The sequence below is a fragment of the Methylobacterium sp. NMS14P genome (genome assembly GCF_028583545.1).
Classification (GTDB): domain Bacteria; phylum Pseudomonadota; class Alphaproteobacteria; order Rhizobiales; family Beijerinckiaceae; genus Methylobacterium.
The window spans coordinates 4712153-4729426 of the sequence record NZ_CP087106.1; the positions used below are offsets into that span (position 1 = coordinate 4712153).

The following is a 17274-nucleotide window of genomic DNA, read 5'->3' on the forward strand; positions in this document are numbered from 1 at the left end:
GTGGCTCCGCCCTCAGGCGCGCCGCGGCCCGGTCGACGCGGAGGCGCCGTCCCGGGCGGGACGGCGGCGCCGGCGGGCCAGCATGTTGAGGCCCTCCACGCCCGCCGAGAACGCCATGGCGGTGTAGATGTAGCCCTTCGGCACGTGCGCGCCGAACCCCTCGGCGATCAGGGTCATGCCGATCATGATCAGGAAGCCGAGGGCCAGCATCACCACGGTGGGGTTCCGGGCGATGAAGGCCGAGAGCGGCTCGGCGGCGACCAGCATCACCACGACGGCGACCACCACCGCCACCATCATCACCGGCACGTGCTCGGTCATGCCGACCGCCGTGATGATCGAGTCGATAGAGAAGACGAGGTCGAGGAGCAGGATCTGGCCGATCGCCGCGCCGAAGCCGATCGTGCCCCCGGTCGCCCCCGCGGTCTCGGGCTCCGGATCCACCGTGTGGTGGATCTCCTTGGTCGCCTTCCAGAGCAGGAACAGGCCGCCGCCGATCAGGATCAGGTCGCGCCAGGAGAAGGCCTGGCCCAGCACCGAGAAGACCGGCTCGGTCAGGTGCACGATGAACGCCACGGTGCCGAGCAGCCCCAGCCGCAGGATCAGCGCGAGCCCGATCCCGATGCGCCGCGCCCGGGTCTGCTGCTCGACCGGCAGCCGGTTGGTCAGGATCGAGATGAAGATCAGGTTGTCGATGCCGAGCACCACCTCCATCACCACCAGGGTGGCGAGCGCGGCCCAGACGGCGGGTTGGCCGGCGAGCTGGATCAGGTCGGTCACGGGCGGGGCGCCTCGCTGGTCGGGAACAGCCGGCTGCCCAGGGCGGCGAGGTCGAAGGAGCTCGGACCGCGCACCGGTTCGGGGGCCAGGACCTGCAGGATCTTCGGGAAGACCTTGAAGTGGGCGGGCGTGTGCGTGGTCAGCTCGCCGTCGGTGTTCACCGGCCGCGGCCTGCGGGTCGAGAGCCGGATCTCCTGCGTGTGGAACGCCCGCACGTCGGCCGCCCGCCCCTGCGTGCCCCGCCGCAGGGCGGGCAGCAGCGCGAGGAGCCGCCACCAGTGATTGATCTCGAGGCTGTAGAAATCGAGCTTGCCGTCGTCGACAGCGGCACCCTCCGCCACGGTCATGCCGCCGCCGTAGTGCCGGCCGTTGCCCACCGAGACCTGGATGGTGGTGACCTTCTCGACCACCCCGTCGTGCTCGATCGTCACCGTGAAGGGCCGGACCCGGCGCAGCACCCGCACCGCCGCCACCGCGTAGCCGAGGACGCCCCAGGTCTTCTTCGATTCGGCGGTCAGCTCACCGGCGAGTTCCGCCGAGAAGCCGATGCTCGCCACGTTGAAATAGTAGTGGCCGTTGACCCAGCCGAGATCCACCGGCCGCGCCTGCGCGGTCGGGATGAAGCGGGCCGCCGCCAGCGGGTCGAGCGGCAGGTTGAGGGAGCGGGCGAGGTCGTTGGCCGTGCCGAGCGGCAGGATCGCGAAGGGCAGGCCGCTCGCCACCAGGGCGGGCGCGGCGTAGTTCATGGTGCCGTCGCCGCCGCCCAGGATCACGAGGTCGACCGCGCCGGCCCGGTCGCGGATCACGTCCCGGCAATCGGCCTCCGGCGGCGGCTCCTCCGGCTCGATGCCGCCCGCCCGCAGGATGCCCCGCACCTCGTCGAGATCCAGGGCGCCGTTGCGCGCCTTGGCGTTGCAGAGCAGCAGGGCCCGGCGCGGGTGCGTGCTCATCGCGCGCTCCCGGGAAGCGGGCCGGAGGGCGACTCGGTCTCAGGTCGGGCCAAGGGATCCTCGGTGCACGGCGGGGAGCGGGCGGTCTGGAACGCGGTATCGGAGCCCAGGAGCGGCCAAAGGCCAAGACTGTCCCCGACTTGGTACCCAAACGCACGAACGCAACCCCATCATCCCCGCAATCCCGGGCTGGTCGACGTCGCGGAGTTCGGCAGGATGTGGGCGCGCCCGAGCCCTTCGTGGAACCCCCCACCCACGCGGGCGCGTTCCCCATGATGCCCGCCCCGGCCGCCAGGAAGGCACCGATGTCCGCCACACGTCCCGTCCGTCCCCAGGCTCTCGCCCTCGGCGTGCTCCTGCCGTTCGCCCTCGCGGGCGGTGCCGCCGCCCAGAGCGCCTGGGTGGACCCGCCACCCCGGGCCGCCGCGCCGGCGCAGGGTCCGGCGCAGGGTCCGGCGCAGGGTCCGGCGCAGGCTGCGGGGACGGAAGCGACGAAGGAAGCGGCGAGGGCGCCGGCCAAGGCCGCCGGTCCGCAGGCGCAGGACGCGGTCGCCGCCCAGGCGAAGGCCCAGCCCGAGGGCCCGCGCGCCGCCGAGCCGGTCCGGCAGGCCGCCAGGCCCGAGCCGGGCGAGGATGCCCTGCCGAAGGCGGCGGCGACGCGGGTGCCGGGGCCGAAGCGGGCGGCCGCCCTGGAGCGTCCGCCGGTCCGGGAACCCCTGCACCACGCCGCGCGCCACCCGCACCGGCTCGCCGAGACGCCGGCCGCGGTCGCCCCGGCGCCGGGCGCGTCGGCGGAGCGCGCCGCCGCCGCCCGGGCGCTGACGACCAGCTACCTCGCCACCGTCTCGGGCTCGAGCGACACCATGGTCGGGGCCGCGACCCAGTTCTACGCGACCCGCGTGCGCTTCTACGGGCGGCCGGTCACCACGGCGGCCCTCGTCGCCGAGAAGCGCAGCTTCGTCCAGCGCTGGCCCGAGCGGCGCTACGAGCCGCGGGCGATGCGCGCCGCCTGCGATGCCGAGACCTGCACGATCCGCGCGATCGTCGATTTCCGCACCGCCAATCCGGGGCGGGGCGCCGTCTCCAGCGGCGAGGCCGAGCTGATCCTGGAGGTGGGCTTCGCCGGCACGCGGCCTTACATCCTCGGCGAGACCGGTCGCGTCCTGCGGCGGAGCATCCAGGCCGGAACCCTGGCCGCCTCGCCCGGCAAGGCGTAAGAGCCCCGCAGCGCGGCCCGCCGCCCCGCGGCGGGCTCGGGCTTGCGAGGGGACTTGCAAGGGGACTTGCAGGGAAGCCCACGCGGGGGCGTGTCGTGGGATCGGTCCCGGTAGTCGGGCGTTCCGTGAGGCGCCCGCGGGCGGGCTCCGTCGGGAGGTGCGATCGGGCCTCCTTCGCGCCGCGCGTCGGTGATGCCGGGATCGGGTGAATGACGTCTTCAACGGTGGTGGAGAATCAGGAGGCGGAGCCGGCCCGGCCGGTCCTCGACAGTCCCGGCCGCCTCGCCCTGCGCGAGACGATCCGGGCCGAGATCGCGCGCGCGCGTCCGCGCCCCGTCGCGGTCCGGACCCTCGAATTGCTGGCCGAGGCCGCCTGCGCCCCCGACGAGGCCGGGACCGGCCTCCGCGTCCTCGACCGCCACGGGGCCGTGCGGCGGCGGGACGACACGTCCGAGCCGATGACCCTGGCGGACCTGGTCGCGGAGCTGCGCGCGCGCCATCCCGCCCTGTTCCTGCCGCCGGAGCGCGAGCCCGAACCGGCCCCGCGGACCGCCGATGAGGCCCGGGATTCGTCGCTGCTGAGCGGCGCCTACGAGATGAAGGCCGCCACCGCCCGCTTCGTCGGGACCCAGTCCGAGCGGGCGCGCTCCCTGGCCGAGCGCTCCTCCGAGCAGGGCCGCGTGCTGGCGCAGAACGCCGCCGGCCGGTTCGCCAGCCTGCGGACGAACCTGCGCGGCCGCTTCGCCCGCCCGGCGGGCGCGCCCGCCGACGCGGAGGCCGGGCCGGCCCCGGGTGCGGATCCGGCCGCGGCCTGGAACAGCGGCCCGGGACGGTTCGGGGAGACCCTGCGCGACGGCCTCGGCCGCCTGCGCGACCGCCTCGGCCCCGGGGGCGACGGGGTCGACGACGGCGCGCGCCGGCAGCGCCGCCTGCTCCTGGGCGCCGTCGCCGGCACCCTGGTGGCGGTGCTCGCCGCGGGGATCGTGCTGGACCGCTCCGCGCCCGAAACCGGGCGCCCCGCCCCGACAGCCTCCCGCACGGAGGCGCCGAACAACGCCGCGCCGAACACGCGGCCCGCGAACCCGCCCGCCTCGGCCCCCGACACGGTGACGCCGCCCCCGGAGACCGGCGGCGAGTCCGAGCCCGACGCGCCGCTGCCGCCGAACGCCGTGACTGGACAGGCCCAGGTGATCGATACCGCGACCCTGAAGGTCGGCGGCAAGCTCGTGCACCTGTTCGGCGTCGAGTGGGTCCGGGGCGGCCAGGCGGAGGAGCTGTCCCGGTACATCGGCAACCGGTCGGTGACCTGCCAGCCGGCCCCCGGCAGCGCGAACATGAACTGCCTCGTCGACGGGCGCGACCTCTCCGAGGTGGTGCTGTTCAACGGCGGCGGCCGCGCCTCCCCGGAGGCGAGTCCCGAGCTGGTCGCTGCCGAGGACCATGCCCGGAGCGAGCGGCTCGGCGTCTGGAAGCGCTAGCCGGATGCCGGCCGAACCGTTCGGCACGACGGCGGACGGCCGACCGGTCAACCGCCACACCCTGAGCCGGGGCAGCCTGCGCGTCGCCGTCATCGAGTACGGCGCGGCCGTCACGGCGCTCGAGGTGCCCGACCGCGCCGGCCGTCCGGCCAACGTCGTGCTCGGCCTCGACACCCTGGCGGGCTACGAGACCGTGAGCCCGAGCTTCGGGGCGATCGTCGGCCGCTACGCGAACCGCATCGCGGGCGGCCGGTTCAGCCTCGACGGGCACGGCTACCGCCTGCCGGTGAACGAGCCCCCCAACACGCTCCACGGCGGCCCGGAGAATTTCGGCCGGCGCCTGTGGCGGGCGGAGCTCTCCGACGCGACGCGCCTCGTCCTAGGCCGCCGCTCCCCGGACGGGGAGGAGGGGTTTCCCGGCACTCTCGACGTCCGCGTCACCTACAGCCTGCCCGAGGACGGCGTGCTGCGCGTCGACTACGCCGCGGTGACCGACCGGCCCACGGTCCTGAACCTCACGAACCACAGCTACTTCAACCTCGCCGGCGAGGGGGCGGGCAGCGTCCTCGGCCACGTCGTGCAGGTCGAGGCGGACGCCTTCGCGCCGACCGACGCGACCCAGATCCCCACCGGCGCGCTCCTGCCGGTCGCCGGGACGCCGTTCGACTTCCGCACGCCGCGGGCCCTGGAGGCGCGGATCCGCGCCGGAGACCCGCAGCTCACCTACGCCAAGGGCTACGACCACACCTTCGCGCTGCGCGGGGCCGCCGGCACGCTGCGGCCGGCCGCCAGCTGCGTCGATCCCGGGAGCGGGCGGCGGCTCGACGTCCGCACCACGCAGCCGGCGCTGCAGCTCTACAGCGGCAACAACCTCGACGGGCGGCTGATCGGCCCGTCCGGGCGGATCTACCGCCCGGGCGACGGCGTCTGCTTCGAGACGCAGGGCTTTCCCGACGCGCCGAACCAGCCGAGCTTCCCCTCCGCGGTCCTGCGGCCGGGCGAGACCTTCGCGGCCGCCACGGAGTTCCGGTTCTCGGTCGTGTGACGGCCGCACCGCGCGGGCCTCACGGCCCCGTCAGGGCGCGGAGCGCCCGGAACCCCCGCCCGGCCCGGTCCCGGCCGACCCGGCCTGACGGCGGGCCGGACCGGTCGTCCCCCGCGCGCTCAGGCCGCCGCGCGGTCGACCGCCCCCGGCGCCGGGATCGCGGCGGCCGGCGCGGCGGGATCGGGACGCCACGCCTCGCCGAGTGCCAGGAGAGCGGCCTTCACGGCGTCGAGCCGCGACGGCTCGCCCTCGGCCATGCCCTCGGCGGCGGCGACCTCCTTCAGGTACTCGTCCCAGGCCCAGCGCCGCAGGATCTCGCGCTTGCAGCTCGGCAGCAGCCGGGGATGATCGCGCACCGCGCCGGGGGTGTCGAACACCGCGGCCGGGTTGACCAGGGCGCGCTCCAGGTCGGGCAGGCGCGCGGCGACCGGCCCTCCGGCGGAGCGATCCCGCGCCGCCGGCACTTGCGGGCGCGCGGGTGTCGCCCGGGAGACCCGGTGCGCGCGCCAGCCCCGCCGGGTCCCCGGCGGGCGGCCGCCGGCCGGGTCCGGCTCGACCCGGTAGGCGAGGCCCTGGCGCTCGGCATAGGCCACCGCCTGCGCCCGCGTCGGGAACGTCAGCACCACCTCCGCGGCGAGGGTGTCGCGCCCGCCGGTCCAGCCCATCGGCGGCTCGCGCTCCGGCGGTGTCTCCCGGTCGAAGGTGAGAACCCACGTCGCGGCCCGGGCGCGCCCCGCCGGGCCGGGCGGGGTGTTGTGTCCGATTCCGATCGTCCAATCCTGCATGGTCGCCTCCCTGGAAGGGCTCGCTCAGCCGCCGAAGAGGCCGAGGCGCGCCGCCGATTGCACGCCGAAGCTCGCCGCGAAGGACAACAGGGCCGCGTCCCAGGCGGTCAGGTGCGGGGCGTTGGCCGGCGGCCCGGCCCGCGTGATCGCCGGGCCGAGCCACGCGAAGCCCGACAGGCTCAGCAGGGCGGCCAGCACCCAGGGCAGGGCGGGGGCCGGGCAGGGCGCCGCCAGGGCGAGGCACAGGACGGCGGACACGAGCCAGCGGCCCAGCACGGTGTCGTCGGTGGTCCGCACGGGCCATCCACGCCGGCGGCGCCGCGACCGGGACGGGATCCTGTGCCCACCCCGCAAGTCGAAGGTTGCCATCGCGCGCCTCCCCGGCTCAGTTCAGCAGGGGGTCCGGTCCGGTCGGACCGCGCCGCCAGCGGGGGGTGAACGCCGCCGGGAAGGGCGGCCTGCGCGGCGGCGGGGCTGCGGGCGGTGCCGAGCCCTCGTCGAGCGCCTGGAGTGCCTCCAGGATCGCGCTCAGCGGCACCGGCTCGGCCCGGCAGCCCGGCAGGCAGCGCAGCGTCGGGCAGGAATCGACCGCGCGGGCGTCCGAGGCCCAGGAGGCCAGGATCGCCCGCTTCTCGGCTCGCGACAGGCCGGGATAGCGCAGCACCTCCCGGGGATGCCGGAAGACGTCGCCCGGCGCCACGAAGGCCTCGAACGGCTCGACTGCCTGCGGCCTCAGGCTGGCGGCCGCCACCGGACCGAGGCGCCCGATCTCGGGATGGACGTGGTTCGTATCGATCGGCTGCATGCGACCCTCCTCATCGTGAGCAAAGGCTGGGGCGGCCGGCGGGCCCGGTCTGGCCCGCCGGCCGGCGCGTCATGCGTTCAGCTTCGCGGACGCGGCCGCCGTGAGTGCCGGTTCAGGGCCGGCTCACGGCCGGCTCAGTGCTTGGCGGCCGGCGCGCCGTTGATGGCGATGCGCCGGCGGCGCTCCGGCGCCTCGGCGGCGCGCGGCAGCGTCACGGTGAGGACGCCGTTGCGGAACGTCGCCTCGGCCCTGTCCTCCTCAACCGGCACCGGCAGGGCGATCGACCGCTCGAAGCGGCCGTAGCTGCGCTCGGAGTAGCCGCGATCCCTGTCGGTGGTCTCCGCGCGCTTCTCGCCCTTCAGGGTCAGGACGCCGTCCGCGATGAGCAGTTCGACGTCCGTCTCGTCGAGCCCGGGAAGCTCGGCGGAGACGCGCAGCGCACCGTCCGCCTCCGTCAGCTCGACATGGGGCCAGCCGAAGCCGCGGCCCGCGAGGCTCGGCGCGCCGCCGAACCCGCCGAACACGTCGTCGAACAGGCGGTTCATCTCCCGGTGCAGCGTCAGGAAGGGGCTGGCCGGCTCCCGCGACAGGGCGGTCGGCGCCGGGGCCGGGGTGCGGTTCCAGGGAATCAGATCTCTCACGCTCATGGTCCTCGCTCCATCGAGTGCGGTGCAGTCGTGGGAACGGGCCCGCGGGTCCGCGGACCCGTGAGGGATGTCATCCGTGTCGACGCGGGTGCCCGGGCGCGCCGCCCGGGTCACCGATCAGGCGGCCTCGGCCTCGCGGGTGATCTGCGCCGGGGCGTTGTCCTGTCCGGACGCGGCCGTCGTGCCGCCGATGGCGATGCGGCGCGGCTTCAGCGCCTCCGGCACCTCGCGCTTCAGCGCGACGGTGAGCAGGCCGTTCTCCAGGGACGCGCCCACGACCTTCACGTGCTCGGCCAGATTGAAGGTCTGGCGGAAGGTGCGGGCCGCGATGCCGCGATGGAGGTAGTGCTTCTCACTCTCCTGGGCGGCCTTCTGACCCGAGACGAGGAGCGTGGTGTCCTGCTGGGTCAGCTCGATCTCGTCGGCCGTGAAGCCCGCGACCGCCATGGTGATGCGGTACTGGTCCTCCGCCACCTTCTCGATGTTGTAGGGCGGCCAGGCGGCCGACGGCTCGACGCGGTCGGCCTGGTTGAGCAGCTCGAACAGGCGGTCGAAGCCGATGGACGACCGGAACAGGGGCGAAACGTCGTAAGTCCTCATAACCACATCCTCCGACGAGCAACGTGACTACAAGCGACGCCGGACACCGTGCCCGGCGCCCTCAGAGCGAGCCCGTTTCCAGGCCTCGCACGCGCGTAACGTGCGGGTGAGGGGCCGGTTCCGCGCCGGGCGAAAGTTTTTCGGGTCGGGCGGGCGTGGTCGCGTACGGCGACGGCCCCGTGCGGCCGCTCTCGCTGAGCTCCGGGCTGCACCGGCTCGGTAGGCTCGCCCGTCAGGTGAGCGCGCGGGTCCCCTCTCCCGTGCGGGAGAGGGACAGGGTGAGGGACGCGAACGGGCAGAAGAGGGCGCGCCCTGCTCGGCGCATCAGACGCGTGGCCTATCGGGCGCCGTCTCCTCCCTCACCCCAGCCCTCTCCCGCCCGGGAGAGGGGGCAGGTCGCGCTCCGTCACAGACCGCGCCTCGAACCTGTGGAGGCCGCGGGGGAGGGGGCTGCCGCGGACGCGACAGGCCCGCGCTCTCAGCCGACCGCCTCCTCGACGAGGATCTCGCGCTTGCCGGCGTGGTTGGCCGGCCCGACGATGCCCTCGATCTCCATCCGCTCCATGAGCGAGGCGGCGCGGTTGTAGCCGATCTGCAGGCGGCGCTGGATGTAGCTGGTCGACGCCTTCTGGTCGCGCAGCACCACCTGCACGGCCTGATCGTAGAGGTCGCCGCCGGCCTCGCCGAAGGAGCCCTGGTCGAACACCGCGCCGTCGAGCTCGAGCTCCGCGGCACCGGCCTTGCCCTTCGCGCCCTTCTCGGCCGCGCCCTCCTCGTCGTCGGCCGTGACGGCGTCGAGGTAGCTGGGGCGGCCCTGGCGCTTGAGGTGGGCGACCACGCTCTCGACCTCGCTGTCCGAGCAGAACGGCCCGTGCACCCGCGTCGTGCGCCCGCCGCCGGCCATGAACAGCATGTCGCCCTGGCCCAGAAGCTGCTCGGCGCCCATCTCGCCCAGGATCGTGCGGCTGTCGATCTTGCTCGTCACCTGGAAGCTGATCCGGGTCGGGAAGTTCGCCTTGATCGTGCCGGTGATCACGTCAACCGACGGCCGCTGCGTCGCCATGATCAGGTGGATGCCCGCCGCGCGCGCCATCTGCGCCAGCCGCTGGATCGCCCCCTCGATGTCCTTGCCGGCCACCATCATCAGGTCGGCCATCTCGTCCACCACGATCACGATGTACGGCAGCGGCGCCAGGTCCATCGCCTCGTCCTCGTACACAGCCTCGCCGGTGTGGCGGTCGAAGCCGGTCTGCACGGTCCGGGTCAGCACCTCGCCGCGCGCCGCCGCCTCGGCGACCCGGGCGTTGTAGCCGTCGATGTTGCGCACCGCGATCTTGGCCATCTTCTTGTAGCGCTCCTCCATCTCGCGCACGGCCCACTTGAGGGCGATCACCGCCTTCTTGGGGTCGGTGACGACCGGGGAGAGCAGGTGCGGGATGCCGTCGTAGACCGACAGCTCCAGCATCTTCGGATCGACCATGATCAGGCGGCACTCTTCCGGCTTCAGCCGGTAGAGCAGGCTGAGGATCATGGTGTTGATCGCCACCGACTTGCCCGAGCCGGTGGTGCCGGCGACCAAGAGGTGGGGCATGCGCGCGAGGTCGGCGATGATCGGCTCGCCGCCGATGTTCTTCCCTAAGCACAGCGCCAGCTTGTGCTTGCTCTCGGCGAAATCCGTCGAGGCCAGGAGCTCGCGCAGGTACACCGTCTCGCGCTTGGCGTTCGGCAGCTCGATGCCGATGGCGTTCCGGCCGGGCACGACCGCGACGCGGGCCGAGACCGCCGACATCGACCGGGCGATGTCGTCGGCCAGCGCGATCACGCGGCTGGACTTAGTGCCCGGCGCGGGCTCGAGCTCGTACAGGGTGACGACCGGGCCCGGCCGCACCGCCAGGATGTCGCCGCGCACCCCGAAATCGCCGAGCGTCGCCTCCAGCAGCGTGGCGTTCTGCTCCAGGGCATCGGCCGAGATCAGGCTCGCCTGGGACGGGCCGCGGGGGGCCGCCAGCAGGTCGAGGGCGGGCAGGGCGTAATCCTCGGGCCGGACGGGCGGCGCGGGCGCGCGGCGGGCCGGCACGGGCGCGGCGGGCGGCGGCGCCACCCGGGACGCGGTCGGCTCGGCCCGCGGCGGGACCGGGCGCTGCGGCGCCTCGAACGCCTCAGGATCGTCCTCCGCGTCGTCCCGCGGCGGCGCGGCGCGGCGGGTCGGCGCTGCGGGGGAGTCCTCGGACGCGTCGAAGACGGGCTCGCGCCGGCTCGCGCCGGCCTGCCGCCCCTCGGGCAGGTGCTCGGCCCAGGGGAGATCGGCGTCCGTGAAAGCGCGGCGGGCCGCGAGGGCGGGCGACGCGCCGTCGATCGGCTCGGCCCGGCCGGCGCGCCACGCGGCGATCCGGTCGGCCGCGGCGCCGCGCAGGCCCATCAGCCCCTGCGCCAGGGCGCCGACACCCACGAGGCCGAGGCTCGGCTCGTCGGCATCCTCGCGCTCGTCGCGGCCCGAATCCCGCCCGCGCGCCGGCGCGCGCCGGACCGGGTAGGGATCGTCGTGCAGGCTGTCCTCCTCGACGGCGCCGAATCGGCAGGCGCCGGTCAGGCTGAGGATCGCCACCGCGGCGTAGCCGAAGCCGACCAGGTGGGCCGCCGCCGACGAGACCGCGCCGACGATCACCCGCGCCATCGACAGCAGGCCGTCGCCGGCCACGCCGCCGAGGCCCGTGGGCAGCGGCCAGCGGGTCGTCGGCGGGAGCGCGCTCGCCACCGCGCTGGCCGCGCAGAAGCCGATGATCCAGAGGGCGATGCGCAGCCCGCCCTCGGGCAGGTTGCGCTCCCGCATCAGCCGGATGCCCCAGAGGACCGGCGGCAGCACGAAGGCCAGGGAACCCAGGCCCAGGATCTGCATGGCGAGGTCGGCCACGACGGCGCCCGGCTGGCCGAGGACGTTGTGGGCGGCGTGGTCGGTGGCGTGGTTGAGGCTCGGGTCGTCGATCGACCACGTGGCCAGCGCCACGGTCAGCGCGACCGCGCCGGTGAACAGCACGAAGCCGCCGAGCTCCGTCAGGCGCTTGCCCAGGAAGGGGCGCACGCTGTCGACGAAAGTTTCGTAGGGCGATGCGGGACGGCGAAGCGAGCGCATGCGGGACCGGACGCGAAACGGGAACTTACCCCCGAGGCTAGGCACGAGCGCCTTAACGACCCGCTAAGGTTGAGGAAGGCTGACCGGCCGCCGGTCGGCCATCCCCGGGCCGGCGCGCGGTCGTCCGGGAGGATGCAAAAGCCGCCCCGCTGTGGCACAGGAGCGGCCATGAATATCGACGGCCAGCCCTACCGCACGATCTTCCCGGACCCGGACGGCGTCAGCGTCCAGGTGATCGACCAGACCCGCCTGCCCTTCGCGTTCGAGCTGAAGCGCCTCGCCACGCTGGAGGACGCCGCGGTGGCGATCCGCACGATGATCGTGCGGGGCGCGCCCCTGATCGGCGTCACGGCCGCCTACGGGATGGCGCTCGCCATGCGCGCCGACGCCTCGCACGACGGGATCGACCGGGCGGTGGCGACCCTCGCGGCGACGCGCCCGACCGCGATCAACCTGCGCTGGGCGCTCGACCGGGTCTCCGCCAACCTGCGCCAGATCGCGCCGGACGAGCGCTTCGCCCGCGCCTTCGCGGAGGCCGGCCGCATCGCCGAGGAGGACGTGGCGAGCTGCCGCTCGATCGGCGCCCACGGCGGTCAGATCATCGCCGACCTCCACGCGGCCCGGGGCGGCGACCGGCCGATCACCGTGCTGACCCACTGCAACGCCGGCTGGCTGGCCACGGTGGACTGGGGCACGGCGCTCGCGCCGATCTACGCCGCCCACGAGCGGGGCGTGCCGGTCCACGTCCTGGTCGACGAGACCCGGCCGCGCAGCCAGGGCGCCGCGCTCACGGCCTTCGAGCTGAACGGCCACGGCGTGCCGCACACGGTCATCGCCGACAATGCCGGCGGCCACCTCATGCAGCACGGCGGCGTCGATCTCTGCATCGTCGGCTCGGACCGGACCACGGCGAGCGGCGACGTCTGCAACAAGATCGGCACCTACCTGAAGGCGCTGGCGGCCCACGACAACGGCGTGCCGTTCTACGCCGCCCTGCCGTTCTCGACCATCGACTGGACCCTCGACGACGGGGTGAAGGAGATCCCGATCGAGGAGCGCGACGGGCGCGAGGTCACCCACATGACCGGCCGGTTGCCCGACGGCGGCTTCGCCACGATCGAGGTCGTCTCCCCCGGCAGCCCGGTGGCCAACCCCGCCTTCGACGTGACGCCGTCGCGCCTCGTGACCGGGATCATCACCGAGCGCGGCATCTGCGCGGCGAGCCGCGAGGGCCTGTACGGGCTCTACCCGGAGCGCCGCCGGGCGGCGTGAGGGCGGATCTCCGCGCGGTCACGGCCGCCCGGCGCAGTATCCGGGTCTTCCCGAACGCGGTGTGACCGAAAAGGCAGCCTCGGGGGCAATTCGCGCCCCGTATCCGCGCGGCCGCTTTCGCGGCTCGACGGTGTTCGGCAGAACGGATGCCGGAGCGCCGTGGAGAAGAACAAATCTCGACGGCGGACGGACTGATTATCCCAGTCCGATCTCGACACCTTCGAGGTGGCCGCGATGGCGAAATTTCATTTCGTCGAGGATTACGAGGCGTACGTCCGCCAGCTGATGCGCGACCTGCCCCTGGACGAGGCGATGAGCGTGGCGGTGGGCGGCGACTACGACCGCATCGGCGCGATCGAGTGCGAGATCCTCCACCATTTCGGGCTCCGGGACGGCCAGTCCGTGGTCGATTTCGGGTGCGGCTCCGGGCGCCTGGCGGTTCACCTCGCCCGCACCGGCACCGTCGCGTATCTGGGCCTCGACGTCGTCCAGGACCTGCTGGACTACGCCAAGCGCCGCTGTCCCAGGGACTACCGCTTCGCCCGGAACACCGCGCTGTCGCTGCCGGTCGCCGACGGCAGCGTCGACCTCGTCTCGGCCTTCAGCGTGTTCACGCATCTCCTGCACACGGAGTGCTACATCTACCTGGAGGAGATGCACCGCGCCCTCAGGCCCGGGGGCCGCGTCGTGGCCTCGTTCCTCGAGTTCAGCATGGCCTCGCACTGGGGCGTCTTCACCAAGACCGTCGGCGAGCAGCGCACCAGCACGGTGCCGCACCTCAACACGTTCATCGAGCGCAGCGTCTGGCAGACCTGGGCCGACCATATCGGCTTCGACAGCGTGACGTTCCTCGACGGGACGGCGGCGCCGTGGCCCTCGGGGGTCTATCTGGGCCAGTCCCTCGCGGTGCTCGGCAAGGCGCCGGCCTGAGGCCCGCTCACGGCTCCCACTGGTGGAAGACCGCGCTGTCGAAGGCGAAAACCGCCTCGCCGCGCTGGTTCACGCCGGTGTTGCGCGCGAAGGCCAGCCCCCAGCCGGGCCGCGACGCCGAGGCGCGCTTGTCGGTGAGCTTGGCGCTGAACCGGACCGTGTCGCCCGCGTAGACCGGCTTCAGCCAGCGCAGGTTCTTGAACCCGGGGGAGGGCCCCGCCTCCGGGACCGGCCCGCGGGCGGCCGTGTAGGCGGCATCCCGGGCGCGGGTCGTGAGCATGCGGTTCATGTAGGCGGCGGTCGTGTGCCAGCCGGAGGCGCAGAGGCCGCCGAAATGGCTGCGCTTGGCCGCGTCGTGGTCGAGGTGGAAGGCCTGCGGGTCGTAGGCCCGCGCGAAGGCCACGATCGCCTCGGCGCTGAACGGGTAGGCGCCCAGCTCCCGGACGGCGCCGATCTCGGCGTCCCGCAGGAACGGCAGGATCTCGGCATCCTCCGGCTCGGTGACCGGCCCCGGCACGCCGATCTCGACCGGCCGCGGGGGCAGGGGGTCGGTGCCGCGGCGGGCCAGCATGAAGGTGAAGCGCTGGGTCAGCACGGTCTCGCCGCGCTGGTTGGCGAGGGCGACCTCGGCGGTCAGGAAGCCGAGGCCCGGCTTCGAGGCCGAGTCGCGCAGGCCCGCGACCCGGAAGGTCAGCGTCAGGGCGTCCCCCGGCAGGACCGGCGCGAGCCACCGCAGCTCGTCGATGCCGGGCGCGCCCAGCGACGAGCCGCCCTTGAACGGCCCCTGCTGGAGCAGGCGCATGCCCAGGGCCGCCGTGTGCCAGCCCGAGCCGATCAGCCGGCCCGCGAAGGTCGTCTCCGCCGCCGCCTCGTCGAGGTGGAAGGGCTGGAAGTCGAAATCCTTCGCGAAGCCCACGATGTCGTCGCGGGTCACCGTCAGCGGCGCCCCGACGATCACGTCGCCGACGGAGAAGTCTTCGAGGGCGGGATCGGGCATGGCGGGCTCGTCTCGTTGATCGGCGGGGTGGGCGATCGGGATCGCCGTCTTTGCGAGCGGAGCGAAGCAATCCAGGCGGCGCCGCGCTCACCGATGTCGCGCTGCCCTGGGTTGCTTCGCTCCGCTCGCAAGGACGCAGCGCCGCCCAGGGCTGAGCGCGACCCGAGCTTTACGTGGCGAAGCGGAAATGCAGCACGTCGCCGTCCTGCACCACGTAGTCCTTGCCCTCCAGCCGGAGCTTGCCGGCGTCCCGAGCCCCGGCCTCGCCGTTGAGCGTCGTGTAGTCCTTGAACGCGATGGTCTCCGCGCGGATGAAGCCCTTCTCGAAATCCGAGTGGATCACCCCGGCCGCCCCGGGGGCGCGGGTGCCCTTGGTGATCGTCCAGGCGCGGGCCTCCTTGGGGCCGACCGTGAAGTAGGTGACGAGGCCGAGCAGGTCGTAGCCGGCGCGGATCACCCGGTTGAGGCCCGGCTCGGTGAGGCCCACCGCCTCCAGGAACTCGGCCTGGTCGGCCTCCGGCATCACGGCGATCTCGCTCTCGATCTTGGCCGAGACCACCACCGCCACGGCGCCCTCTGCCTTGGCGCGGGCGAAGACCGCGTCCGAGTAGGCGTTGCCCTTGTCGGCGTCGCCCTCGTCGACGTTGCAGACGTAGAGGACGGGCTTGGCCGTCATCAGGCCGAGCGACTGGAACAGCTTCTCCTCGTCGGGCTTGCGCTCCACGAGGCGGGCGGGCTTGCCCTCGCGCAGCAGCGGCAGGGCGCGGTTGACGAGGTCGAGGGTCTCCTTGGCCTCCTTGTCGGCGCCTTTGGCCTTCTTCTCCAGCGCCTGGGCGCGGCGCTCCAGGCTGTCGAGGTCGGCGAGCATCAGCTCGGTCTCGATGGTCTCGATGTCGGCGGCCGGATCGACCTTGCCCTCCACGTGGGTGACGTCGCCGTCCGTGAAGCAGCGGACCACGTGGGCGATCGCGTCGACCTCGCGGATATTGGCCAGGAACTGGTTGCCCAGGCCCTCGCCCTTGGAGGCGCCGCGCACGAGGCCGGCGATGTCCACGAAGGTCAGCCGCGTCGGGATGATCTCCTTCGAGGAGGCGATCCGGGCGAGGTCATTCAGCCGCGGATCGGGCACCGCCACCTCGCCGACATTCGGTTCGATGGTGCAGAACGGGTAGTTCGCCGCCTGGGCGGCCGCCGTCTGCGTCAGCGCGTTGAAGAGGGTCGACTTGCCGACGTTCGGCAGGCCGACGATGCCGCATTTGAAGCCCATGGGTCAGTTCCGTCGCAGCGCGTCGTCGGGCGACGCGCGGAATGGGTTGAAGAGAATCGGGCCCGCGAACACAACGCCGCGCGCCCCGTCCTCGGTCGAGCGCGCGCGGCACCGACGCGCCGGGCCGCGGCCGCCGGGAGGCAATCGAACCGCCGACAGCCGGGCGCGACGCGCACCGCCTTCATCGGACCCTCTCGCCCGCCCCGATATCCCGTCCCCGTGTGGGCGTGTCAATTTCTGGCGCCCAGCGTCTTCACGTCGTCCCAGCCGCGGCCGGCCATGGCGAGGTGGACCTTGTTCTGGAAGCTCGCGTCCTCGCCCGCGGCGAGCAGGGCGGCGTGGTCGGCCACGGCCCGGCAGAGATCCTCGACCCAGGGCAGCTCGGCCTTGCCGAAATCGTTGAGCACGTAGGCATGGACCAGCGCCTTGTCGCCGGGATGGCCGATGCCGAGCCGCACCCGGCGGTAGTCGTTGCCGCACTGCGCGGTGATCGAGCGCAGGCCGTTATGGCCGGCATTGCCGCCGCCGAGCTTCACCCGGAGCTTGGCGGGGGCGAGGTCGAGCTCGTCGTGCAGCACGATCACGTCGGCCAGCGGGATCTTGTAGAAGCGCTGCGCCTCCGAGACCGCGCGGCCGGACTCGTTCATGAAGGTCGAGGGCTTCAGGAGGATCGCCCGCTCCGGGCCGAGCACCACCTCGGCGGCCTCGCCCTGGAAGCGGTGGCGGAACGGGCTCGCCCGGTGCTGGCGGGCGATCGCGTCGACGGCGAGGAAGCCGATATTGTGGCGGTTGCCCGCGTAGCGCGCGCCCGGGTTTCCGAGGCCGACGATCAGCCGCATGGTCTGCATCCCTTTCAGGCCGCGGTCTGTGCCACGCTTCGGCGCGCGGCGCATCCCCGGCCACGTCCGGGGCGGTCCCCGGCTCTCGGCCCCGCGGCGCATCCTCCCGTGCGCCAGCGCACGGCGGCGGGCGAACCCGGGGCAGAGTATCGCCGTTGAGAGGTCACATTCGGCCAAGCAAAGCCGGAGCGATCAAGACCGCCGACCAGCACAGCGCGACGACGATCTTCCTCACTCGACACGGTTGACCGGATGGCTTCCCGTTGAAGTCATACGAAGACACTCGGAGATCACCATGACCGTTCGCATGCTCGCTGCCGCCGCCCTGGTCGCCGCGGTCGCCACGCCCGCCCTCGCGCAGGGCCTGGACTCGAAGCACTCGCCCTACCCGGCCTCGGCCTATTCGGGCTGGGTCGGCAACGCCCCCGTCCTGTACCGGGACGCCGCCGGTCCCGCGCGGGCGGCCGCCTACCGCTACAGCGGCCCGCATGCCGGCGGCCCGGCCAACGCCCTGCCGCGGTACTGACTGGAG

Annotated in this window: 17 protein-coding genes; 6 read left to right on the forward strand and 11 right to left on the reverse strand. The window is 73.7% G+C overall.

From position 1 onward, the window contains the following. Window positions 1-12: 12 nt before the first annotated feature. Both LOK46_RS22430 and LOK46_RS22435 read right to left on the reverse strand, forming a co-directional pair. Window positions 13-780, reverse strand: a complete 768-nt coding sequence (locus LOK46_RS22430; protein WP_273560601.1) for a TerC family protein — start codon at window positions 778-780, stop codon at window positions 13-15. Beyond that, window positions 777-1730 (reverse strand): lipid kinase, encoded by a 954-nt coding sequence (locus tag LOK46_RS22435; protein WP_273560602.1) that lies wholly within the window; start codon window positions 1728-1730, stop codon window positions 777-779. The genes LOK46_RS22430 and LOK46_RS22435 overlap by 4 nt, the downstream gene beginning before the upstream one ends. Before the next feature lie 305 nt (window positions 1731-2035). Here LOK46_RS22435 and LOK46_RS22440 point away from each other — a divergent pair, with 305 nt between their 5' ends. The 3 genes from LOK46_RS22440 to LOK46_RS22450 all read left to right on the forward strand — a co-directional run bounded on the left by LOK46_RS22440 (window position 2036) and on the right by LOK46_RS22450 (window position 5470). Further along, window positions 2036-2947, forward strand: coding sequence for a hypothetical protein (locus LOK46_RS22440; RefSeq protein ID WP_273560603.1), 912 nt, complete (start codon window positions 2036-2038; stop codon window positions 2945-2947). 209 nt (window positions 2948-3156) lie between these two features. Next, a complete protein-coding gene (locus tag LOK46_RS22445; protein WP_273560604.1) occupies window positions 3157-4425 on the forward strand; it encodes a nuclease in 1269 nt (422 codons plus the stop codon). A gap of 4 nt (window positions 4426-4429) precedes the next feature. Continuing rightward, window positions 4430-5470, forward strand: coding sequence for an aldose epimerase family protein (locus LOK46_RS22450; protein ID WP_273560605.1), 1041 nt, complete (start codon window positions 4430-4432; stop codon window positions 5468-5470). A 119-nt stretch (window positions 5471-5589) separates the two neighbouring features. Here LOK46_RS22450 and LOK46_RS22455 read toward each other — a convergent pair whose 3' ends face one another. The 6 genes from LOK46_RS22455 to LOK46_RS22480 all read right to left on the reverse strand — a co-directional run bounded on the left by LOK46_RS22455 (window position 5590) and on the right by LOK46_RS22480 (window position 11437). Then, window positions 5590-6255, reverse strand: a complete 666-nt coding sequence (locus LOK46_RS22455; protein ID WP_273560606.1) for an NADH dehydrogenase ubiquinone Fe-S protein 4 — start codon at window positions 6253-6255, stop codon at window positions 5590-5592. A 24-nt stretch (window positions 6256-6279) separates the two neighbouring features. Next, window positions 6280-6552 carry a hypothetical protein gene (locus tag LOK46_RS22460; RefSeq protein ID WP_273560607.1) on the reverse strand — a complete coding sequence of 91 codons (273 nt, stop codon included), beginning with the start codon at window positions 6550-6552 and terminating at the stop codon, window positions 6280-6282. A gap of 88 nt (window positions 6553-6640) precedes the next feature. After that, entirely contained in the window at window positions 6641-7060 is a 420-nt protein-coding gene (locus LOK46_RS22465; RefSeq protein WP_273560608.1) for a hypothetical protein, read from the reverse strand. A 134-nt stretch (window positions 7061-7194) separates the two neighbouring features. Next, window positions 7195-7707, reverse strand: coding sequence for an Hsp20/alpha crystallin family protein (locus tag LOK46_RS22470; RefSeq protein WP_273560609.1), 513 nt, complete (start codon window positions 7705-7707; stop codon window positions 7195-7197). A 117-nt stretch (window positions 7708-7824) separates the two neighbouring features. After that, window positions 7825-8307 (reverse strand): Hsp20 family protein, encoded by a 483-nt coding sequence (locus tag LOK46_RS22475; RefSeq protein ID WP_273560610.1) that lies wholly within the window; start codon window positions 8305-8307, stop codon window positions 7825-7827. A gap of 478 nt (window positions 8308-8785) precedes the next feature. After that, a complete protein-coding gene (locus LOK46_RS22480; RefSeq protein WP_273560611.1) occupies window positions 8786-11437 on the reverse strand; it encodes a DNA translocase FtsK in 2652 nt (883 codons plus the stop codon). Window positions 11438-11605: 168 nt separating this feature from the next. Between LOK46_RS22480 and mtnA the strand changes: the two genes are divergently transcribed. Next, entirely contained in the window at window positions 11606-12709 is a 1104-nt protein-coding gene (gene mtnA, locus LOK46_RS22485; protein ID WP_273560612.1) for an S-methyl-5-thioribose-1-phosphate isomerase, read from the forward strand. A 234-nt stretch (window positions 12710-12943) separates the two neighbouring features. Continuing rightward, window positions 12944-13639: a class I SAM-dependent methyltransferase gene (locus LOK46_RS22490; protein ID WP_273560613.1), complete on the forward strand. Its 696-nt coding sequence runs from the start codon at window positions 12944-12946 to the stop codon at window positions 13637-13639. A 7-nt stretch (window positions 13640-13646) separates the two neighbouring features. Here LOK46_RS22490 and LOK46_RS22495 read toward each other — a convergent pair whose 3' ends face one another. From LOK46_RS22495 to pth, 3 genes are all read right to left on the reverse strand, one after another. After that, the gene (locus tag LOK46_RS22495) at window positions 13647-14636 is read right to left on the reverse strand and encodes a MaoC family dehydratase (RefSeq protein WP_273560614.1); all 990 of its coding nucleotides are present in this window, start codon (window positions 14634-14636) and stop codon (window positions 13647-13649) included. Window positions 14637-14805: 169 nt separating this feature from the next. Then, entirely contained in the window at window positions 14806-15903 is a 1098-nt protein-coding gene (gene ychF, locus LOK46_RS22500) for a redox-regulated ATPase YchF (RefSeq protein ID WP_273560615.1), read from the reverse strand. A gap of 230 nt (window positions 15904-16133) precedes the next feature. After that, window positions 16134-16742: an aminoacyl-tRNA hydrolase gene (pth, locus tag LOK46_RS22505; RefSeq protein ID WP_273560616.1), complete on the reverse strand. Its 609-nt coding sequence runs from the start codon at window positions 16740-16742 to the stop codon at window positions 16134-16136. A 295-nt stretch (window positions 16743-17037) separates the two neighbouring features. On the opposite strand from pth, the gene LOK46_RS22510 reads away from it, so the two are divergent. Continuing rightward, window positions 17038-17268 carry a hypothetical protein gene (locus tag LOK46_RS22510; protein WP_273560617.1) on the forward strand — a complete coding sequence of 77 codons (231 nt, stop codon included), beginning with the start codon at window positions 17038-17040 and terminating at the stop codon, window positions 17266-17268. The last annotated feature ends 6 nt before the right edge of the window (window positions 17269-17274 follow it).

Excerpts from the sequence above, each read along its gene's own strand:
- LOK46_RS22435 (WP_273560602.1), bottom strand. The coding sequence starts at position 1,730 with ATGAGCACGCACCCGCGCCGGGCCCTGCTGCTCTGCAACGCCAAGGCG.
- LOK46_RS22440 (WP_273560603.1), top strand. The coding sequence starts at position 2,036 with ATGTCCGCCACACGTCCCGTCCGTCCCCAGGCTCTCGCCCTCGGCGTG.
- LOK46_RS22445 (WP_273560604.1), top strand. The coding sequence starts at position 3,157 with ATGACGTCTTCAACGGTGGTGGAGAATCAGGAGGCGGAGCCGGCCCGG.
- LOK46_RS22450 (WP_273560605.1), top strand. The coding sequence starts at position 4,430 with ATGCCGGCCGAACCGTTCGGCACGACGGCGGACGGCCGACCGGTCAAC.
- LOK46_RS22455 (WP_273560606.1), bottom strand. The coding sequence starts at position 6,255 with ATGCAGGATTGGACGATCGGAATCGGACACAACACCCCGCCCGGCCCG.
- LOK46_RS22465 (WP_273560608.1), bottom strand. The coding sequence starts at position 7,060 with ATGCAGCCGATCGATACGAACCACGTCCATCCCGAGATCGGGCGCCTC.
- LOK46_RS22470 (WP_273560609.1), bottom strand. The coding sequence starts at position 7,707 with ATGAGCGTGAGAGATCTGATTCCCTGGAACCGCACCCCGGCCCCGGCG.
- LOK46_RS22475 (WP_273560610.1), bottom strand. The coding sequence starts at position 8,307 with ATGAGGACTTACGACGTTTCGCCCCTGTTCCGGTCGTCCATCGGCTTC.
- LOK46_RS22480 (WP_273560611.1), bottom strand. The coding sequence starts at position 11,437 with ATGCGCTCGCTTCGCCGTCCCGCATCGCCCTACGAAACTTTCGTCGAC.
- mtnA (WP_273560612.1), top strand. The coding sequence starts at position 11,606 with ATGAATATCGACGGCCAGCCCTACCGCACGATCTTCCCGGACCCGGAC.
- LOK46_RS22490 (WP_273560613.1), top strand. The coding sequence starts at position 12,944 with ATGGCGAAATTTCATTTCGTCGAGGATTACGAGGCGTACGTCCGCCAG.
- LOK46_RS22495 (WP_273560614.1), bottom strand. The coding sequence starts at position 14,636 with ATGCCCGATCCCGCCCTCGAAGACTTCTCCGTCGGCGACGTGATCGTC.
- ychF (WP_273560615.1), bottom strand. The coding sequence starts at position 15,903 with ATGGGCTTCAAATGCGGCATCGTCGGCCTGCCGAACGTCGGCAAGTCG.
- pth (WP_273560616.1), bottom strand. The coding sequence starts at position 16,742 with ATGCGGCTGATCGTCGGCCTCGGAAACCCGGGCGCGCGCTACGCGGGC.
- LOK46_RS22510 (WP_273560617.1), top strand. The coding sequence starts at position 17,038 with ATGACCGTTCGCATGCTCGCTGCCGCCGCCCTGGTCGCCGCGGTCGCC.